27 protein-coding genes are annotated in these 14,771 nt (G+C 61.3%); 1 reads left to right on the top strand and 26 read right to left on the bottom strand.

Annotated elements, in window-relative coordinates; translation table 11 throughout:
* Positions 1-108: 108 nt before the first annotated feature.
* From rpmJ to PG2093B_RS02090, 26 genes are all read right to left on the bottom strand, one after another.
* Positions 109-222 carry a 50S ribosomal protein L36 gene (rpmJ, locus tag PG2093B_RS02215; RefSeq protein ID WP_003814578.1) on the bottom strand — a complete coding sequence of 38 codons (114 nt, stop codon included), beginning with the start codon at positions 220-222 and terminating at the stop codon, positions 109-111.
* 25 nt (positions 223-247) lie between these two features.
* On the bottom strand, positions 248-466 hold the full coding sequence (gene infA / locus PG2093B_RS02210; protein WP_004268611.1) for a translation initiation factor IF-1: 219 nt from the start codon (positions 464-466) through the stop codon (positions 248-250).
* 218 nt (positions 467-684) lie between these two features.
* On the bottom strand, positions 685-1,263 hold the full coding sequence (locus PG2093B_RS02205) for an adenylate kinase (protein ID WP_129896940.1): 579 nt from the start codon (positions 1,261-1,263) through the stop codon (positions 685-687).
* Between the two features lie 101 nt (positions 1,264-1,364).
* Positions 1,365-2,702 carry a preprotein translocase subunit SecY gene (gene secY, locus PG2093B_RS02200; RefSeq protein WP_129896938.1) on the bottom strand — a complete coding sequence of 446 codons (1,338 nt, stop codon included), beginning with the start codon at positions 2,700-2,702 and terminating at the stop codon, positions 1,365-1,367.
* Positions 2,703-2,981: 279 nt separating this feature from the next.
* Positions 2,982-3,440, bottom strand: coding sequence for a 50S ribosomal protein L15 (gene rplO, locus PG2093B_RS02195; protein WP_026643542.1), 459 nt, complete (start codon positions 3,438-3,440; stop codon positions 2,982-2,984).
* 2 nt (positions 3,441-3,442) lie between these two features.
* Positions 3,443-3,625 carry a 50S ribosomal protein L30 gene (rpmD, locus tag PG2093B_RS02190; RefSeq protein WP_022858230.1) on the bottom strand — a complete coding sequence of 61 codons (183 nt, stop codon included), beginning with the start codon at positions 3,623-3,625 and terminating at the stop codon, positions 3,443-3,445.
* Positions 3,625-4,353 carry a 30S ribosomal protein S5 gene (rpsE, locus tag PG2093B_RS02185; RefSeq protein ID WP_033488457.1) on the bottom strand — a complete coding sequence of 243 codons (729 nt, stop codon included), beginning with the start codon at positions 4,351-4,353 and terminating at the stop codon, positions 3,625-3,627. Before rpsE ends, rpmD begins: the two co-directional genes overlap by 1 nt.
* A complete protein-coding gene (rplR, locus tag PG2093B_RS02180; RefSeq protein ID WP_022858228.1) occupies positions 4,350-4,721 on the bottom strand; it encodes a 50S ribosomal protein L18 in 372 nt (123 codons plus the stop codon). The genes rpsE and rplR overlap by 4 nt, the downstream gene beginning before the upstream one ends.
* 1 nt (position 4,722) lies before the next feature.
* Entirely contained in the window at positions 4,723-5,262 is a 540-nt protein-coding gene (rplF, locus tag PG2093B_RS02175) for a 50S ribosomal protein L6 (RefSeq protein ID WP_022858227.1), read from the bottom strand.
* Positions 5,263-5,278: 16 nt separating this feature from the next.
* Positions 5,279-5,677 carry a 30S ribosomal protein S8 gene (gene rpsH, locus PG2093B_RS02170; RefSeq protein ID WP_022858226.1) on the bottom strand — a complete coding sequence of 133 codons (399 nt, stop codon included), beginning with the start codon at positions 5,675-5,677 and terminating at the stop codon, positions 5,279-5,281.
* 85 nt (positions 5,678-5,762) lie between these two features.
* The gene (locus tag PG2093B_RS02165; protein WP_004268593.1) at positions 5,763-5,948 is read right to left on the bottom strand and encodes a type Z 30S ribosomal protein S14; all 186 of its coding nucleotides are present in this window, start codon (positions 5,946-5,948) and stop codon (positions 5,763-5,765) included.
* Between the two features lies 1 nt (position 5,949).
* Positions 5,950-6,540 carry a 50S ribosomal protein L5 gene (gene rplE / locus PG2093B_RS02160; protein ID WP_022858225.1) on the bottom strand — a complete coding sequence of 197 codons (591 nt, stop codon included), beginning with the start codon at positions 6,538-6,540 and terminating at the stop codon, positions 5,950-5,952.
* Positions 6,537-6,872 (bottom strand): 50S ribosomal protein L24, encoded by a 336-nt coding sequence (rplX, locus tag PG2093B_RS02155; protein ID WP_022858224.1) that lies wholly within the window; start codon positions 6,870-6,872, stop codon positions 6,537-6,539. The genes rplE and rplX overlap by 4 nt, the downstream gene beginning before the upstream one ends.
* Before the next feature lies 1 nt (position 6,873).
* On the bottom strand, positions 6,874-7,242 hold the full coding sequence (rplN, locus tag PG2093B_RS02150) for a 50S ribosomal protein L14 (protein ID WP_022858223.1): 369 nt from the start codon (positions 7,240-7,242) through the stop codon (positions 6,874-6,876).
* Between the two features lie 94 nt (positions 7,243-7,336).
* Entirely contained in the window at positions 7,337-7,597 is a 261-nt protein-coding gene (gene rpsQ / locus PG2093B_RS02145) for a 30S ribosomal protein S17 (RefSeq protein WP_022858222.1), read from the bottom strand.
* Positions 7,597-7,854, bottom strand: coding sequence for a 50S ribosomal protein L29 (rpmC, locus tag PG2093B_RS02140; protein WP_022858221.1), 258 nt, complete (start codon positions 7,852-7,854; stop codon positions 7,597-7,599). The genes rpsQ and rpmC overlap by 1 nt, the downstream gene beginning before the upstream one ends.
* The gene (gene rplP, locus PG2093B_RS02135) at positions 7,854-8,273 is read right to left on the bottom strand and encodes a 50S ribosomal protein L16 (protein ID WP_022858220.1); all 420 of its coding nucleotides are present in this window, start codon (positions 8,271-8,273) and stop codon (positions 7,854-7,856) included. Before rplP ends, rpmC begins: the two co-directional genes overlap by 1 nt.
* A gap of 7 nt (positions 8,274-8,280) precedes the next feature.
* On the bottom strand, positions 8,281-9,117 hold the full coding sequence (rpsC, locus tag PG2093B_RS02130) for a 30S ribosomal protein S3 (protein ID WP_095507487.1): 837 nt from the start codon (positions 9,115-9,117) through the stop codon (positions 8,281-8,283).
* 2 nt (positions 9,118-9,119) lie between these two features.
* Positions 9,120-9,479, bottom strand: coding sequence for a 50S ribosomal protein L22 (gene rplV / locus PG2093B_RS02125; protein WP_022858218.1), 360 nt, complete (start codon positions 9,477-9,479; stop codon positions 9,120-9,122).
* Positions 9,480-9,499: 20 nt separating this feature from the next.
* Positions 9,500-9,778, bottom strand: a complete 279-nt coding sequence (rpsS, locus tag PG2093B_RS02120; protein ID WP_022858217.1) for a 30S ribosomal protein S19 — start codon at positions 9,776-9,778, stop codon at positions 9,500-9,502.
* Between the two features lie 15 nt (positions 9,779-9,793).
* The gene (rplB, locus tag PG2093B_RS02115) at positions 9,794-10,624 is read right to left on the bottom strand and encodes a 50S ribosomal protein L2 (protein WP_022858216.1); all 831 of its coding nucleotides are present in this window, start codon (positions 10,622-10,624) and stop codon (positions 9,794-9,796) included.
* A 36-nt stretch (positions 10,625-10,660) separates the two neighbouring features.
* Positions 10,661-10,957: a 50S ribosomal protein L23 gene (gene rplW / locus PG2093B_RS02110; RefSeq protein WP_022858215.1), complete on the bottom strand. Its 297-nt coding sequence runs from the start codon at positions 10,955-10,957 to the stop codon at positions 10,661-10,663.
* A 5-nt stretch (positions 10,958-10,962) separates the two neighbouring features.
* Positions 10,963-11,622, bottom strand: a complete 660-nt coding sequence (gene rplD, locus PG2093B_RS02105; protein WP_026643540.1) for a 50S ribosomal protein L4 — start codon at positions 11,620-11,622, stop codon at positions 10,963-10,965.
* 6 nt (positions 11,623-11,628) lie between these two features.
* Positions 11,629-12,279 carry a 50S ribosomal protein L3 gene (gene rplC / locus PG2093B_RS02100; protein WP_022858213.1) on the bottom strand — a complete coding sequence of 217 codons (651 nt, stop codon included), beginning with the start codon at positions 12,277-12,279 and terminating at the stop codon, positions 11,629-11,631.
* A gap of 17 nt (positions 12,280-12,296) precedes the next feature.
* Positions 12,297-12,605 (bottom strand): 30S ribosomal protein S10, encoded by a 309-nt coding sequence (rpsJ, locus tag PG2093B_RS02095; protein ID WP_004268570.1) that lies wholly within the window; start codon positions 12,603-12,605, stop codon positions 12,297-12,299.
* 201 nt (positions 12,606-12,806) lie between these two features.
* On the bottom strand, positions 12,807-13,148 hold the full coding sequence (locus PG2093B_RS02090) for a hypothetical protein (protein WP_129896936.1): 342 nt from the start codon (positions 13,146-13,148) through the stop codon (positions 12,807-12,809).
* A gap of 709 nt (positions 13,149-13,857) precedes the next feature.
* Here PG2093B_RS02090 and PG2093B_RS02085 point away from each other — a divergent pair.
* Positions 13,858-14,763, top strand: coding sequence for a YwiC-like family protein (locus PG2093B_RS02085; protein ID WP_242502782.1), 906 nt, complete (start codon positions 13,858-13,860; stop codon positions 14,761-14,763).
* Positions 14,764-14,771: the final 8 nt, after the last annotated feature.

The raw sequence follows: 14,771 nt of genomic DNA, 5'->3' as shown, positions 1-14,771 counted from the left end.
GTCTTGCACCGAGTCTCCCGGTTTCCCGGCCCGGGCCTGTGTTCCCGGGGTTCAGCCCCATGCGGGGCTGTGACTTAGTGCCTGGATTGTTGTGCCGCTGGTATCTGCTCAGCCCTGACGCTGCTTGTGACGCGGGTTGGTGCAGATCACCATGACGCGGCCGTGACGACGGATCACGCGGCAGTTTTCGCAGATCCTCTTCACACTTGGGCTAACCTTCATGGTTGTTCCTTACTTTGGTTGTACCTTACTTGTATCGGTACGTAATACGACCACGGTTGAGATCGTACGGGCTCATCTCGAGCACCACGCGGTCCTGAGGCAAGATACGGATGTAGTTCTTGCGCATTTTGCCGGAAATGGTGGCAAGCACGATATGCTTGTTCTCAAGTTCGACTCGGAACATTGCGTTTGGCAATGCCTCGACTACTCGTCCTTCGACTTCAATCACACCGTCTTTTGCCATAGGTTCTGATTCCGTTCCTCGGTTGTATTACTGCTGTGTCCGAAGACACACCAAATTGCAAGAATACACGAAATCATTCCCAAATAAAACTCGGCGTGTCGCAGTACGCACTTGCCATGCATAACCTCGCCGCGCGCGTCTCTATTCCCTATGCGTCGGGCCGGCGCGCCCCGTGGGAACGCGCCGGCCCGAATTGGCAGACGATGCCTGTGCGCAGATCAGCGAGCCTGCACGTTGGCGTCGAGCTCGGCGATGATCGCATTGCTGATCTCGTCGATCTCACCCACGCCATTCACGCTGATGAGCAGTCCGCGCTGCTTGTAGATGTCGAGCAGCGGAGCGGTCTCCTTCTCGTAGGTCTCCAGACGCTTGGCGATCACTTCCGGCGTGTCGTCGGAACGGCCCTGCTCCTTGGCGCGCTTGGCCATGCGCTCCAGCAGCACGTCGCGGCTCGCCTCGAGCGCCACCACGGCGTCGAGCTTCTGGCCGAGCTCTTCGAGCATCGCGTCGAGCGCCTCGACCTGCGCGGCGTTGCGCGGGTAGCCGTCGAGGACCCAGCCGTTGGCGGCGTCGTCCTGCGCAAGGCGGTCCTTGACGATCGAGTTCGTCAGCTCGTCGGGCACGAGTTCGCCCTTGTCGGTGTACGAGAGCGCCTCAAGGCCGAGCGGGGTCTTGTTCTTGATGTTGAAGCGGAAGATGTCGCCGGTCGAGATGGCCGGAATGTCGTAGTGCGTGCTCAGCAGAGCAGCCTGCGTGCCCTTGCCCACACCCTGGGGGCCCATGATCAGCAGTCGCATGGATCGTCCTTTCATACTTTGGTTCAATACCGGCGCGGATGCCCGGTGCTGGGTGAATATGCAACCGTGGCCGGTGGTTTGCACCACCGGCCACGGTACACTCACTTGCCTTCGATATGGCTCGTGTTGTCGAACAGGAAGCCAGCATACTGGTACTGCTCGGTCTGAGCCTTCGCCTGGCGCAGCGTGTCGAGGCCGACGCCGGCGATGATTAGGATCGTGGTGCCACCGAACGGCAGGTTCGCGTTCAGGTTGAGCGCCATGATGAGCACGGTCGGCAGCAGCGCCACGAAGAGCAGGTAGACCGCGCCGACGGTGTTCAAGCGGTTGATGACGTACTTCAGGTAGCGTGCGGTGGCGTTGCCGGCGCGGATGCCCGGGATGAAGCCGCCGTACTGCTTCATGTTGTCCGCCGTCTCATCGGTGTTGAACGTGATCTCGGTGTAGAAGAACGTGAAGAACACGATCATGAGGGCGTACAGGCAGATGTACCACACGGACGTGGTGTTGGCCAGGTTCGTGTTGATCCACTGCACCCAACCGGATTCGGCGTTGCCGAACTGCGAGATCAGCGTGGGGATCGCCAGGATCGACGAGGCGAAGATCGGCGGGATGACGCCGCTCATGTTGATCTTGAGCGGCAGGTAGGTGGACGATCCGCCGTACATCTTGCGGCCGATCATGCGGCGCGTGTACTGCACCGGAATGCGGCGCTGGGAGAGTTCCACGTAGTTGACGAAGATCATGATGGCGAGCAGCACGCCGGTGACGATGCCGAACTTGGTCCAATTGCCGTCGGTGCCATTGGTGCCCCAGCCGATGTTCCATAGCTGCGGCAGGAAGCCGGAGCAGATGGAGAGGAAGATGAGGATCGACATGCCCTGGCCGATGCCCTTTTCGGTGATGAGTTCGGCCATCCACATGATCAGGCCGGTGCCGCCGGTCATGACGAGCACCATGACGATCAGGGTCCACACGTCGTCGTTCGGGATGATGCCCGAGCACTGGTAGTTGAACAGCGCGCCCGACTTGGCGGTCACCACGATCGTGGACGACTGCAGCAGCGCGAGGCCGATTGTGAGGTAACGCGTGTACTGGGTGAGCTTCGCCTCACCGGACTGGCCTTCCTTGTGCAGGGCCTCGAAGCGCGGGATCACCACGCGCAGCAGCTGGATCACAATGGATGCGGTGATGTACGGCATCACACCAAGTGCGAAGATCGACAGCTGCAGCATGGCGCCACCGGAGAACAGGTTCACCAGACCGATGAAGTTCTCGGAGTTGCCGCTCATCTGCGTCACGCAGTTGTTGACGACGGTTTCGTCGACGCCTGGCGCCGGAATGTACGAGCCGATTCGGTAAATGATGATCATGCCAAGGACGAAGAGGATTTTGTTCCTCAGTTCCTTGGTCCGAAAGGCCTGGATAAGTGTCCTCACCTTGGGTTCCCTCCCATAATTAACTGATTCGCATGCATTACACGGGTAACAAACACACTCTAGCCGTCGAGTTTAGCCCATCGTGTCTACCATGCGCACCGTTGCATGGAAAATCTATAGAATTTCCGCACATTTTCCGCGAGTCATCACGGCGGGTGTGAGTCGATCGGTGCGGAACTATGAAAAAAGACCCCCTCCACGCTGCATGGCGGGAGGGGGTCTGATTGGGCCGGCGGCGGCTTGGTGTCAAGCCGCCGGCGCTCCGGCCTTCACTGCATATCAGTCTTCGCTGATGGAGCCGCCGGCCGCTTCGATCTTCGTCTTGGCGGACGCCGAAGCCTTCACACCCTTGAGGGTGAACGCAACGGTGGTCTCGCCTTCGCCGAGGACCTTGACCGGGCGGTTGGCGCGCACAGCACCCTTGGCCACCAGATCAGCGACCGAGATCTCGCCGCCCTGCGGGAACAGCTCGGCGAGGGTTGCGATGTTGACGACCTGGTATTCCTTCTTGAAGGGGCTACGGAAGCCACGGAGCTTCGGAAGGCGCATGTACAGCGGGAGCTGACCGCCTTCGAAGCCCGGGCGGACCTGGTAGCGCTTCTTGGTGCCCTTGTCGCCACGGCCCGAGGTCTTGCCCTTGGAGCCTTCACCGCGGCCAACGCGGATGCGGTCCTTCTTGGCGCCAGGTGCCGGGCGGAGATCATGCATCTGCAGGATCGTGGTCTCTTCTTCTGCCATGATCACTCAGCCTCCTCAACCTTGACCAGGTGACGCACGACATTGATCATGCCGCGGGTCGTCGAATTGTCTTCACGCTCAACCGTCTGGCCGATCTTGCGAAGGCCAAGCGACTGTGCGGTAGCGCGCTGCTTCTGATTGGTACGGCACATGCCGTGCACGAGCGTAATCTTCAGATTAGCCATCACTCACCATCCTTTGCGGCGGCCTTGGCCTGAGCCTCTTCGCGAGCCTTGCGGGCCTCGGCGATTCCTGCGGCGCGGGCGCGTAGCAGGGCGTCCGGGGTGACTTCCTGGACGGAGAGGCCACGGCGAGCCGCGATCTCCTCAGGGTCCTCGAGCTGCTTGAGCGCATCGACGGTGGCGCGAACCACGTTGACGGCGGTCGCGGAGCCCATCGACTTGGTCAGGACGTCGGTAATGCCAGCGCACTCCATGACGGCGCGGACCGCACCGCCGGCGATAACGCCGGTGCCGGGAGCGGCCGGACGCAGCAGGACGGTGCCTGCGTGGTCGTGGCCGATGACCGGGTGGGTCACGGTGCCGCGGATGCGCGGAACGTTGAACAGGTGCTTCTTGGCGTCCAGCTGGCCCTTGGCGATTGCCGCCGGGACCTCACGGGACTTGCCATAGCCCACGCCGACGGTGCCGTTGCCGTCACCGACCACAACGAGAGCTGCGAAGCTGAACGTACGGCCGCCCTTGTGGGTCTTGGACACGCGGTTGATGGTCACCACGCGGTCGAGCATCTCGTCGCCGCGGTTTTCCTCACGACGGTTGCGACGCTCGCCACGGCGGCCTTCGCCACGCTGGCCACGACGGTTGTTCTTGCGGTCCTCGTTGTTGGACTCGGCGGTAGCCTGAGTGTTCTGAGTCTCTTCAGCCACTTGGGTTTCCTTTTCGTTGTCGCTCACAGTGCAAGACCTCCCTCGCGGGCGCCATCAGCAACAGCTGCGACGCGACCATGGTACTGGTTGCCACCACGATCGAAGACAACGGCGGTGATGCCCGCTTCCTGCGCCTTCTTGGCGATCAGGAGGCCGACCTGCTTGGCCGCTTCGGTCTTGGTGCCCTGGAAGTCGGCGAAGTCGCTCATCAGCGTGGATTCGCTCACCAGGGTCTTGCCGACGGTGTCGTCGACAATCTGGGCAACCATATGACGGTTGGAACGGGTGACCACCAGACGCGGGAGCTCGGCGGTGCCGTTGATGCGCTTACGGATACGAGCGTGGCGACGCTTCAGCGCAACCTTCTTGCCTTTACCGAAAATCTTAACGCTCATATCACTTACCAGCCTTTCCAGCCTTGCGGCGGATCTGCTCATCCGTGTACTTGATGCCCTTGCCCTTGTAGGGTTCCGGAGCGCGGAGCTTGCGGATGTTCGCGGCAGCCTGGCCAACGGCCTGCTTGTCGGTGCCCTTGACGATTACCTGATTCGGGTTCGGCAGTTCGAACTCGATGCCTTCCGGCGGTTCCACAGTGATCGTGTGGGAGTAACCGAGCGAGAACTCGATGCCCTTACCCTTCATCTGGGCGCGGTAACCGGTACCCACGATGTCGAGGCTCTTGGCATAGCCCTCGTGCACGCCCTTGACCATGGAAGCCATGATCGAACGGGCCAGGCCGTGCTTCGCGCGCGTCGGACGCAGGTCGTCGTTGGCGCTCACGATGAGCTCGTTGCCTTCGACCTTGGCGGTGATGCCCTCGGGGATGGTGTAGGAATCAGTGCCCTTCGGTCCCTTGACCGAGAACTCCTGACCATTGATTGTGACTTCGACGCCCGCCGGAATGGTGATCGGGAGCTTACCAATATGCGATGCCATGTTCAGCTCTCCTTTCTCACCAAACGTAGGCGACGATTTCGCCACCGATGCCTCGGTCGAGGCATTCCTTCTGGGTCATCAGTCCCGAGCTGGTCGAGATGATGGCGATGCCGAGGCCGCCAAGCGGCATCGGAAGCGCGTCGGACTTCGCGTAACGGCGCAGGCCGGGCTTCGAGATGCGCTTGATGCCCTGAATGGAACGCTCGCCGTTCGGGCCGTACTTGAGGGTGACCTCAAGGGTCTGGCCAACGCGGGCTTCCTTGGCGGTGTAGTCGGCGATGTAGCCTTCGCGCTTCAGGATCTCAGCGATGTTCTTCTTGAATTTGGAGTACGGCATATCCACGGTCTCGTGCTTTGCCGCGCTCGCATTACGCAGACGCGTAAGCATATCTGCGATTGGATCTGTCATTGTCATTTGGGCTAACGCCCTTTCTCGCCGTGGTTTCCGCCGCCCTGTGGAACCTGGTTCCACACGAGCCGCGGACCTTCAGCGTCGATATTTACCAACTGGACTTCGTAACGCCTGGCAGCTCGCCGCGGTGCGCCTTCTCACGAAGGCAGATGCGGCACAGACCGAACTTGCGGTACACGGAATGAGGACGGCCGCAGACCATGCAACGGGTGTATGCGCGCACCTTGAACTTCGGCTTGCGCAGCGCCTTGACCTTAAGACACGTTTTTGCCATTTCAGTTCTCCTTGAATGGGAATCCGAGGGCCTTGAGCAGAGCGTAGGCCTCATCGTCATCCTTGGTGCTGGTCACAACGGTGATGTCCATACCGCGCTGGTGATCGATCGAATCCGGATCGATCTCGTGGAACATGGACTGTTCGGTCAGACCGAAGTTGTAGTTGCCCTGACCGTCGAACTGGTGGCCGTTGATGCCGCGGAAATCGCGGATACGCGGCAGCGCCAGCGTCAGAAGACGATCGAGGAACTCCCACATGCGGTCGCCACGCAGGGTGACGTACGCGCCGATGGCCTGGCCTTCACGCAGATGGAACTGCGCGACGGACTTCTTCGCCTTGGTAATCTTCGGCTTCTGGCCGGTGATGGCGGTCAGATCGCGCACTGCGCCCTCGATGAGCTTCGAGTCGCGGGCCGCGGCGCCGACGCCCATGGAGACGACGACCTTCTCGATGCGAGGGATCTGCATCGGGTTGTCGTGCTTGAATTCCTTCTCGAGCTCAGGGATGATGACATCCTTGTACTCTTGCTTCAGGCGCGGAGTCTGAGGTGCTTCGACGACGAGCTCTTCGCTCACGATTTCTTCGCTCATGCCAGCTCCTTTCCAGACTTCTTGGCCACGCGCACGCGCACGGTCTTCACCTTGCCGTCACGGGCTTCTTCCTTGATCACAACGCCAACGCGAGTCGGCTGCTTGGTCTCCGGGTCGATCAGCATCACGTTGGAGCGATGGATCGGGGCCTCGACGGAGACGATGCCGGACTGCTGGCCCTGCTGCGTCGCACGCACATGCTTCTTGACCATCTGCACGCCCTCGACGATCAGGCGATCGTCCTTGAGCACGCGCTTGACGGTGCCTTCCTTACCGCGATCCTTGCCGCGAATGACCTTGACCAGGTCGCCGCTTTTGATCTTGGCTACCATCTCAGATCACCTCCGGGGCGAGGGACACGATACGCATGAAGCGCTTGTCGCGCAGTTCACGACCAACCGGTCCGAAGATACGAGTGCCCTTCGGTTCACGGCCGGAGCCGAGAATAACCGCAGCGTTCTCGTCGAACTTGATGTAGGAACCGTCTGCACGACGGCGTTCCTTGACTGTACGGACGACGACGGCCTTGACGACGTCGCCTTTCTTGACCGACCCGTTAGGGATTGCGTCCTTAACGGAGGCGACGATCACGTCGCCAATGCCGGCATAGCGTCGCTTCGATCCGCCGAGCACTCGGATGCAGAGGAGTTCCTTGGCACCCGTGTTGTCGGCGACATGAAGCCGCGTTTCCTGCTGAATCATTGATTCTCCTTAGCCGAGCCGGTTCTCCCTGCTCACCCGGTACGTCCCGCGAACGGGACGTACCGGGTGAGCCAGCGAGCCTTGCCGAACTTAATTACTTAGCGCGCTCGATGATGGTATCGAGACGCCAACGCTTGGTCTTGCTCAGTGGACGAGTCTCCATGATACTCACGAGGTCGCCAACGTGAGCGTCATTGTGTTCGTCATGAGCCTTGACCGTGCGGGTTGAACGAACGACCTTGCCATACAGCGGGTGGGTCGTACGAAGTTCGAGTTCCACGGAAATGGTCTTGTCCATCTTATCGGACACGACATAACCGCGACGAACCTTGCGGGAGTTACGCTCTTGCGCCATTACTTCTCCTCAGCTTTCGTTTCGGTTGCCGCCGGAGCCTGGCTGATGCCGAGCTCGCGTTCACGCAGAACAGTGTACATCCTGGCGATGTCACGCTTGACTGCCTTGAGGCGGGCCGTGTTGTCAAGCTGACCGGTCGCATGCTGGAAGCGCAGGTTGAACAGCTCTTCCTTGGACTTCTTGAGGAAACCCTCGATCTCTTCGTTGGTCTTCTCGTTGAGGTTCTGGATGGTGTATTCAGTAGATCCGACTGCCATCAGATGTCACCGCCTTCACGTGCAATAACACGGCACTTCATAGGGAGTTTGTCGATTGCGCGGCGCAGAGCCTCACGAGCGACATCCTCAGACACGCCACCGATTTCGAACATCACGCGGCCCGGATGCACATTGGCGATCCAGAATTCCGGGGTGCCCTTACCGGAACCCATTCGGGCGCCGAGGGGGTGCTTGGTCAGCGGGCGATCCGGGAAGATCGTGATCCACACCTTGCCACCACGCTTGATGTAACGCGTCATGGCGATACGGGCGGCCTCGATCTGACGGTTGGTCACATACGCCGGGGCCATGGCCTGGATGGCGAAATCACCGAAGTTGATCTCGTTGCCGCCCTTGGACATGCCGTGGCGGTCCGGACGGTGCTGCTTACGATATTTTGTCCTCTTTGGGATAAGCATCTTCAGCTCACTCCTTAGTTTCCGAAGACGGTGCAGCGGTGGCGTCGGAAGCGACCTCGGCCTCGATCGGCTGGTCGGCACCGGTCTTCACCTGGTTCTGCTGGTTGCCGCGCTGAGCACCGCGCTGGCCACGGCGCGGACGGCGATCGCCGCGGCGGCCGCCACGGTTGTTGCCCTGCTGCGCCTGAAGCTCTTCGAACTCGCGCTCGGTCATGTCGCCCTTGTAGATCCACACCTTGACACCGATGCGACCGTAGGTGGTCTTGGCCTCGAAGAAGCCGTAATCGATGAGTGCACGGAGGGTCTGCAGCGGCACGCGGCCTTCGCGGTAGAACTCGGAACGGCTCATCTCGGCGCCGCCAAGACGGCCGGAGAGCTTGATGCGGATACCCCTGGCGCCAGCGCGCATGGCATCCTGCTGAGCCTTACGCATCGCGCGGCGGAAGGTCACGCGGTTCGTAAGCTGCTCGGCGATGCCCTGGGCGACGAGCTGGGCGTCGATCGCCGGGTTCTTGACTTCGAAGATGTTGAGCTGGACCTGCTTGCCGGTGAGCTTCTCGAGCTTTGCGCGAACGCGCTCGGCTTCGGCGCCACGGCGGCCGATCACGATGCCCGGGCGGGCGGTGTGGATGTCCACACGCACGCGGTCACGGGTACGCTCAATGATGATGCGGGACACGCCTGCGCGCTCGAGGTCCTTCGTCATCTCCTTGCGGATGGCGTCGTCTTCAAGCACGAAATCGCGGTAGCGTTCGCCGGCCTTGTTGGAATCGGAGAACCACTTCGAACGATGGTCCTCAGTAATGCCCAGGCGATAGCCAAAGGGATTAATCTTCTGACCCATCTTTAGCGGGCTCCTTCCTTGGTGGCGACAACGACCGTGATGTGGCTCGTACGCTTGTTGATACGAGCGGCACGGCCCTGTGCACGAGCGCGGAAACGCTTGAGCGTCACGCCCTCATCCACATAGGTCTCCTTGATGTACAGGTCGTTCTCGCGGAACGGCTCGCCGGCCTTGTCGGCCTTGACGCGCTCGTTGGCGATGGCGCTCTCCAGGACCTTGAGCACAGGCAGTGCAGCGGCCTGAGGGGCGAACTTGAGGATGGTGATTGCATCGGTCGCCTTCTTGCCTCGGATGAGGTCGACCATGCGGCGAGCCTTGCGCGGCGTCACGCGGACGTGACGTGCGATTGCTTTAGCTTCCATGTGTCTTTACTCTCCTACTATTAACGGCGCGACTTCTTGTCGTCCTTCACGTGACCCTTGAAGGTGCGCGTGGGGGCGAACTCACCGAGCTTGTGACCGACCATGGCTTCGGTGACGAACACCGGCACATGCTTGCGGCCATCGTGGACTGCGAAGGTGTGTCCGATGAAGTCAGGGGTGATCATCGAACGGCGCGACCACGTCTTGATGACGTTGTGCGTACCCTTCTCGTTCTGCTCGTCGACTTTCTTCTGCAGGTGGGCGTCGACGAAGGGGCCCTTCTTGATGCTACGAGTCATCTACTCGACACTCCCTTACTTGCGGTTCTTGCCATTAGGACGGCGGCGAACAATCATCTTGTTCGAAGCCTTCTTCGGACGACGAGTACGAACTTCGCCCTTGCCCCACGGGGAGACCGGCGGCTTGCCACCGCGGGTACGACCGCCGTGCGGGTGGTCGACCGGGTTCATGGACTCACCACGGGTGATCGGGCGCTTGCCGAGCCAGCGTGCACGACCGGCCTTGCCGAGCGAGATGTTGGCGTGGTCGGAGTTGCCGACCTCACCGATCGTTGCGCGGCAGCGGGCGTCCACGTTGCGGATTTCGCCGGACGGCATACGCAGCTGGGCGTAGGCGCCGTCCTTCGCGACGAGCTGCACGGCCGCACCAGCGGAGCGGGCGATCTTCGCGCCGCCGAGCGGGCGGAGTTCGATCGCGTGCACCACGGTACCGGTCGGGATGTTGCGCAGCGGCAGGTTGTTGCCCGGCTTGATGTCGGCCTTCGGGCCGGTCTCGATCAGGTCGCCCTGCTTGATGCCTTCCGGGGCGATGATGTAGCGCTTCTCGCCGTCTGCATAGTTGAGCAGGGCGATGCGGGCGGAACGGTTCGGATCGTATTCGATCTCGGCGACGCGCGCCGGCACGCCGTCCTTGTCCCAACGACGGAAGTCGATGAGACGGTACTGGCGCTTATGGCCACCGCCGCGATGGCGGGAGGTCATACGGCCGTAAGAGTTGCGGCCGCCAGTCTTGCTTTTCTTGCGTACGAGCGACTTCTCAGGCGTGGAGCGCGTGAGGTCGGAGAAATCCGACACGGACGCGTTACGGCGGCCCGGAGTCGTCGGCTTATAAACGCGGATAGCCATAATCTAGTTCTTCCTTTAACTTTTCTCGGCTAACCTTCAGTTACCGAAGATGTCGATCGACTGGCCCTCGGCCACGGTCACGATTGCGCGCTTCTCGTTGGCGCGGCGGCCGTAACCGGTGCGGGTGCGCGTGCGCTTGCCTGCACGGTTGAGGGTGTTGACGTTCGTCACCTTGACCTTGAAGATCTCCTCGATTGCCTGCTTGATCTGCACCTTGTTCGCGTTCGGGGCCACCACGAAGGTATACTGGCCCATATCGGACAGGGCGTAGCTCTTCTCAGAGACAACGGGCTTGAGGATGATGTCATGAGCTGGCTTGTGAACTGCGACCATGAAAATCAGGCCTCCTTTTCTGCCGGCTTCTTCGCCTCGAGGAACGCTTCGTAGCCTTCCTTCGAGAACACCACGTACTGCGCGGTAACCACGTCGTAGGTGTTGAGCTGATCGGCGAAGATCGGGTGAACAGTCGGAATGTTGCGGACCGAGAGCCATTCGTTGATGTTGTCGCGGGACAGCACAACGGTGGTGAAGTTGTCGGCCACGATCGGGTTCAGAGCGGCAAGGGCGGCCTTGGTCGAAGGTTCGGTGATGCCGAAGTCGACCACTGCCACGCGACCGTTGTTCACGCGATCGGAGAGCACATACTTGAGTGCCGCAGCCTTCATCTTCTTGGGGGTGCGCTGGCTGTAGTCACGCGGGACCGGGCCGTGCACAACGCCGCCGTGATACCACTGCGGAGCGCGGATCGAGCCCTGACGAGCGCGACCGGTGCCCTTCTGCTTCCACGGCTTGCGGCCGCCGCCGGAGACCTTGGCGCGGTTCTTGACCGCGTGGGTGCCCTGACGGGCTGCAGCGAGCTGAGCCACAACCACCTGGTGGATCATCGGCACGTGGGCCTGCACCTCTTCGGCGGAGAAGCCGAAGAAATCAGCCGGTGCTTCGATGGAGCCAGCGGCCTGGCCCTTGTTGTCGGTGACGTTCAGAGTAACGTTTGCCATGATGTATCAGGCTCCCTTCACTGCAGAACGGACGAGCACAATACCGCCCTTGGGGCCAGGGATGGCGCCCTTGATGGCGATGACGCCGTTCTCAACGTCGGAGGAAACGACGGTGAGGTTCAGCACGGTGTTGGTGGCGTGGCCCATGCGGCCAGCCATGCGCTTGCCCTTGAGGATACGGCTCGGAGTCGCGCATGCGCCGACCGAACCGGGACGGCGTTCGTTCTTGTGAGAACCGTGGGTGCGGCGGTAGGACTTGAAGCCCCAGCGCTTGATGGTGCCAGCGAAGCCCTTGCCCTTGGTGGTGCCGGTCACGTCGACCTGGGCGCCTTCGGGGAACAGCTCAGCGGTCAGTTCCTGACCCGGCTGGAAATCCTCAACGTTCTCAGTGCGCACTTCGGCGAGATGACGGCGCGGGGTCACGCCGGCCTTGGCGAAGTGGCCCTGCATCGGCTTGGTGACCTTGCGCGGGTCGACCTGGCCGTAGCCGAGCTGCACGGCCTTGTAGCCGTCGGTTTCCTCGTTCTTCACAGCGGTGACCACGTTGGTGGACACGTCGACGAGGGTGACGGGGACGAAGAAGCCGTTTTCATCCCACACCTGCGACATGCCGAGCTTCTTGCCGAGCAAAGCGGTGCGATTCGTGTTCTGTGACATAGCGGTCTCCTCCTCCCTTACAGCTTGATCTCGATGTTGACATCTGCGGGCAGATCAATATGCATCAGGGAGTCCACAGCCTTGGGGGTGGGATCCACAATGTCGATGAGGCGCTTGTGAGTGCGCATCTCGAAATGCTCGCGAGAATCCTTGTATTTGTGAGGAGAGCGGATAACGCAGTATACGTTCTTCTCAGTCGGGAGCGGAACCGGGCCAACCACAGTTGCGCCCGCGTTCGTCACCGTTTCGACGATCTTCTTCGCCGATTGGTCGATGACCTCATGGTCATAGGACTTAAGCCTGATGCGGATTTTCTGTCCCGCCATTGCCTTCCGCCCTTTCTAGCGATTCGTTGACTTGTAACTTAACCTGCTCACGGGCACCGGCACAGAACGCCGCGAAAGGCATGGGCCTCCCGGCTTTCCACATCAGTGCGCGGCCATGCGGCGTGCCACTTGCGTGACCTGCCGTGCCGCGCTCGCTTTTTTGATTCCAATATGCGAGCCCTTTTCAGGCAACTGTTATATTTAAGCACTCCCCCGGTACAGCTGAACTTCGGGCGTGTCGCCACCGTTCTCGCTGCGCTGATCAGCATGCGGCAACAGGTGGAACACGGCGGCGCAATCGGTGTGCTGCCGGTTGCACTCCGCATACAGCTCCTGTTTTGTCAGCCCCCTGCGGATTGCGGAGTCCAATACCGCCACCGCGCCACATGGATCCATCACACACGCACAGTCTATGACGGTGCGGGCCAGCCCGGTCACCTTGATGCCCTCGACGCAGTGGGGCTGTATGCCATAGGCGTGAATCCGCTGCAGCTGATCGCAGTCGGATGCGCTCGCCGCACACGGCCCGATGACGTACACCATGTGCCGCATAGCGACCCAAGGCACCTCCAATCCATGCACGCATGCCGCGCACTCGCCGGCAAACACCCATTCCGGATGCTTGTGCGCCAGTGAGCGTACGAGGTGGCACACGCGTTCCGTGGGCGTCAGCCCATTCCAGTACTCGGGTCTCATATACATGCCCGGATATACGCGCATGAGATCACCGGCCCTGTACCGCCGCGAAAGCATCCGTGCCTGCCGTGGGCTTTCCGCTGCGATGCATCTGCGCCCTTGCTGGGCCTGACTGTGCATTCGGAGCAACTCGTGGTTCGTTCTCATACGCAGACCGTAAACATCCCCGCCCTCCCCTGGCAACCCATCCGGGCCCCTGTGGTCGGACGCCCCCGTATCCACATTTCCCCGACCGTCCGGCAGCCCCGCATACTACGTATCTCAAGGCCTTACGTCCGAAAAATCGTATCTCCACCGTGATTTCGGACAGTTACTCACCCCTCGCGACCGAAAAATCGCTGCCCCGCCGATAAAACGGACAGTTACGACCTCTAACTGTCCGAAAACACGGAGGCACAAAGATATTTCGGACGCTGCCTAGGGGTGGTGGCTGGGAGGTTGGTAAATCCGGGTGGCATGTGGGATTATGGGGGCCTGAGGCCGGATAGGTAGGGATTGCGCATATTCATATACAAGGTCTGGCGGTTCACACGAAAATTCCCTACCCTTGGGCAGCATGACCAAAGCAGACAGCATGAGACCACGCACGCAGCCTACGCCAAAACCGGTTTCCGCGCCCAAGGCGGCCACACGCACCACACCACGGTTCAAGTCACGCCGCGACTGGCTTTCCAACGAACCCGGCGCATGGGCGATCGTGCTGATGCCCACACTGTCCGCGCTGTTCGTATGCGGCCCCACACTGGCGTTGTGCTGGGTGGCCGTGGCATGGGCATGTTGTTACTGCGTGCAATTCAGCGCCGCACGCTGGTTCAAATCGCGCTTCCGCACACGCTACGCAGTCCCAACGCTCACCTACTTGGGCGCGCTCGCGGTCATCGGCGTGCCGTTCGTGGTGCTGCACCCCGGCGTACTGCGTTGGGCGCCGCTGTATATTGTGCTCACCGCCGGCTCGATGCTCGGCGCATGGATGCGTCGTGAGCATTCGCTGTGGGCCAATGCCTGCGCGGTGCTGGCGTCGAGCGCGATGCCGGTCGTCATGCAGCCGTACGGCGCACACGCCACCGCCGCCATGCAGCTCGCCGGCGATACGCTGCCGTCGGTGCACAACTGGTTCCCCGCGGGCACATTCGCACAGCCCGCACTCACTGTGAGTCTCGCATACGCCGCCATGCTTGGCGGATCCGTGCTGTTCGTCAAAACGATGATCCGCGAACGCGGCAACCGCGCGTACTTGGCTGCGTCATGGATCTGGCACATCGCGATCTGCGCAGTTGGATTTGCCGTAAGCCCATGGCTCGGTGCGGCCGGTGCGCTGTTGCTGCTGCGCGCCATCGGCCTGCCGTCGATCGCCCGCGTGCGCCGTGTGCCCGCGAAATACACCGGTATCACCGAATGCGTGGCGAGCACGCTGTGCTTTGCGCTGATCACCTGTGCCGCCATCTGCCCTATATATGAGTGAGAGCCCCG

The sequence above is a fragment of the Bifidobacterium pseudolongum subsp. globosum genome (assembly GCF_004155535.1).
GTDB classification, from domain to species: domain Bacteria; phylum Actinomycetota; class Actinomycetes; order Actinomycetales; family Bifidobacteriaceae; genus Bifidobacterium; species Bifidobacterium pseudolongum_C.
This window is presented reverse-complemented; position numbering and strand designations above follow the sequence as displayed.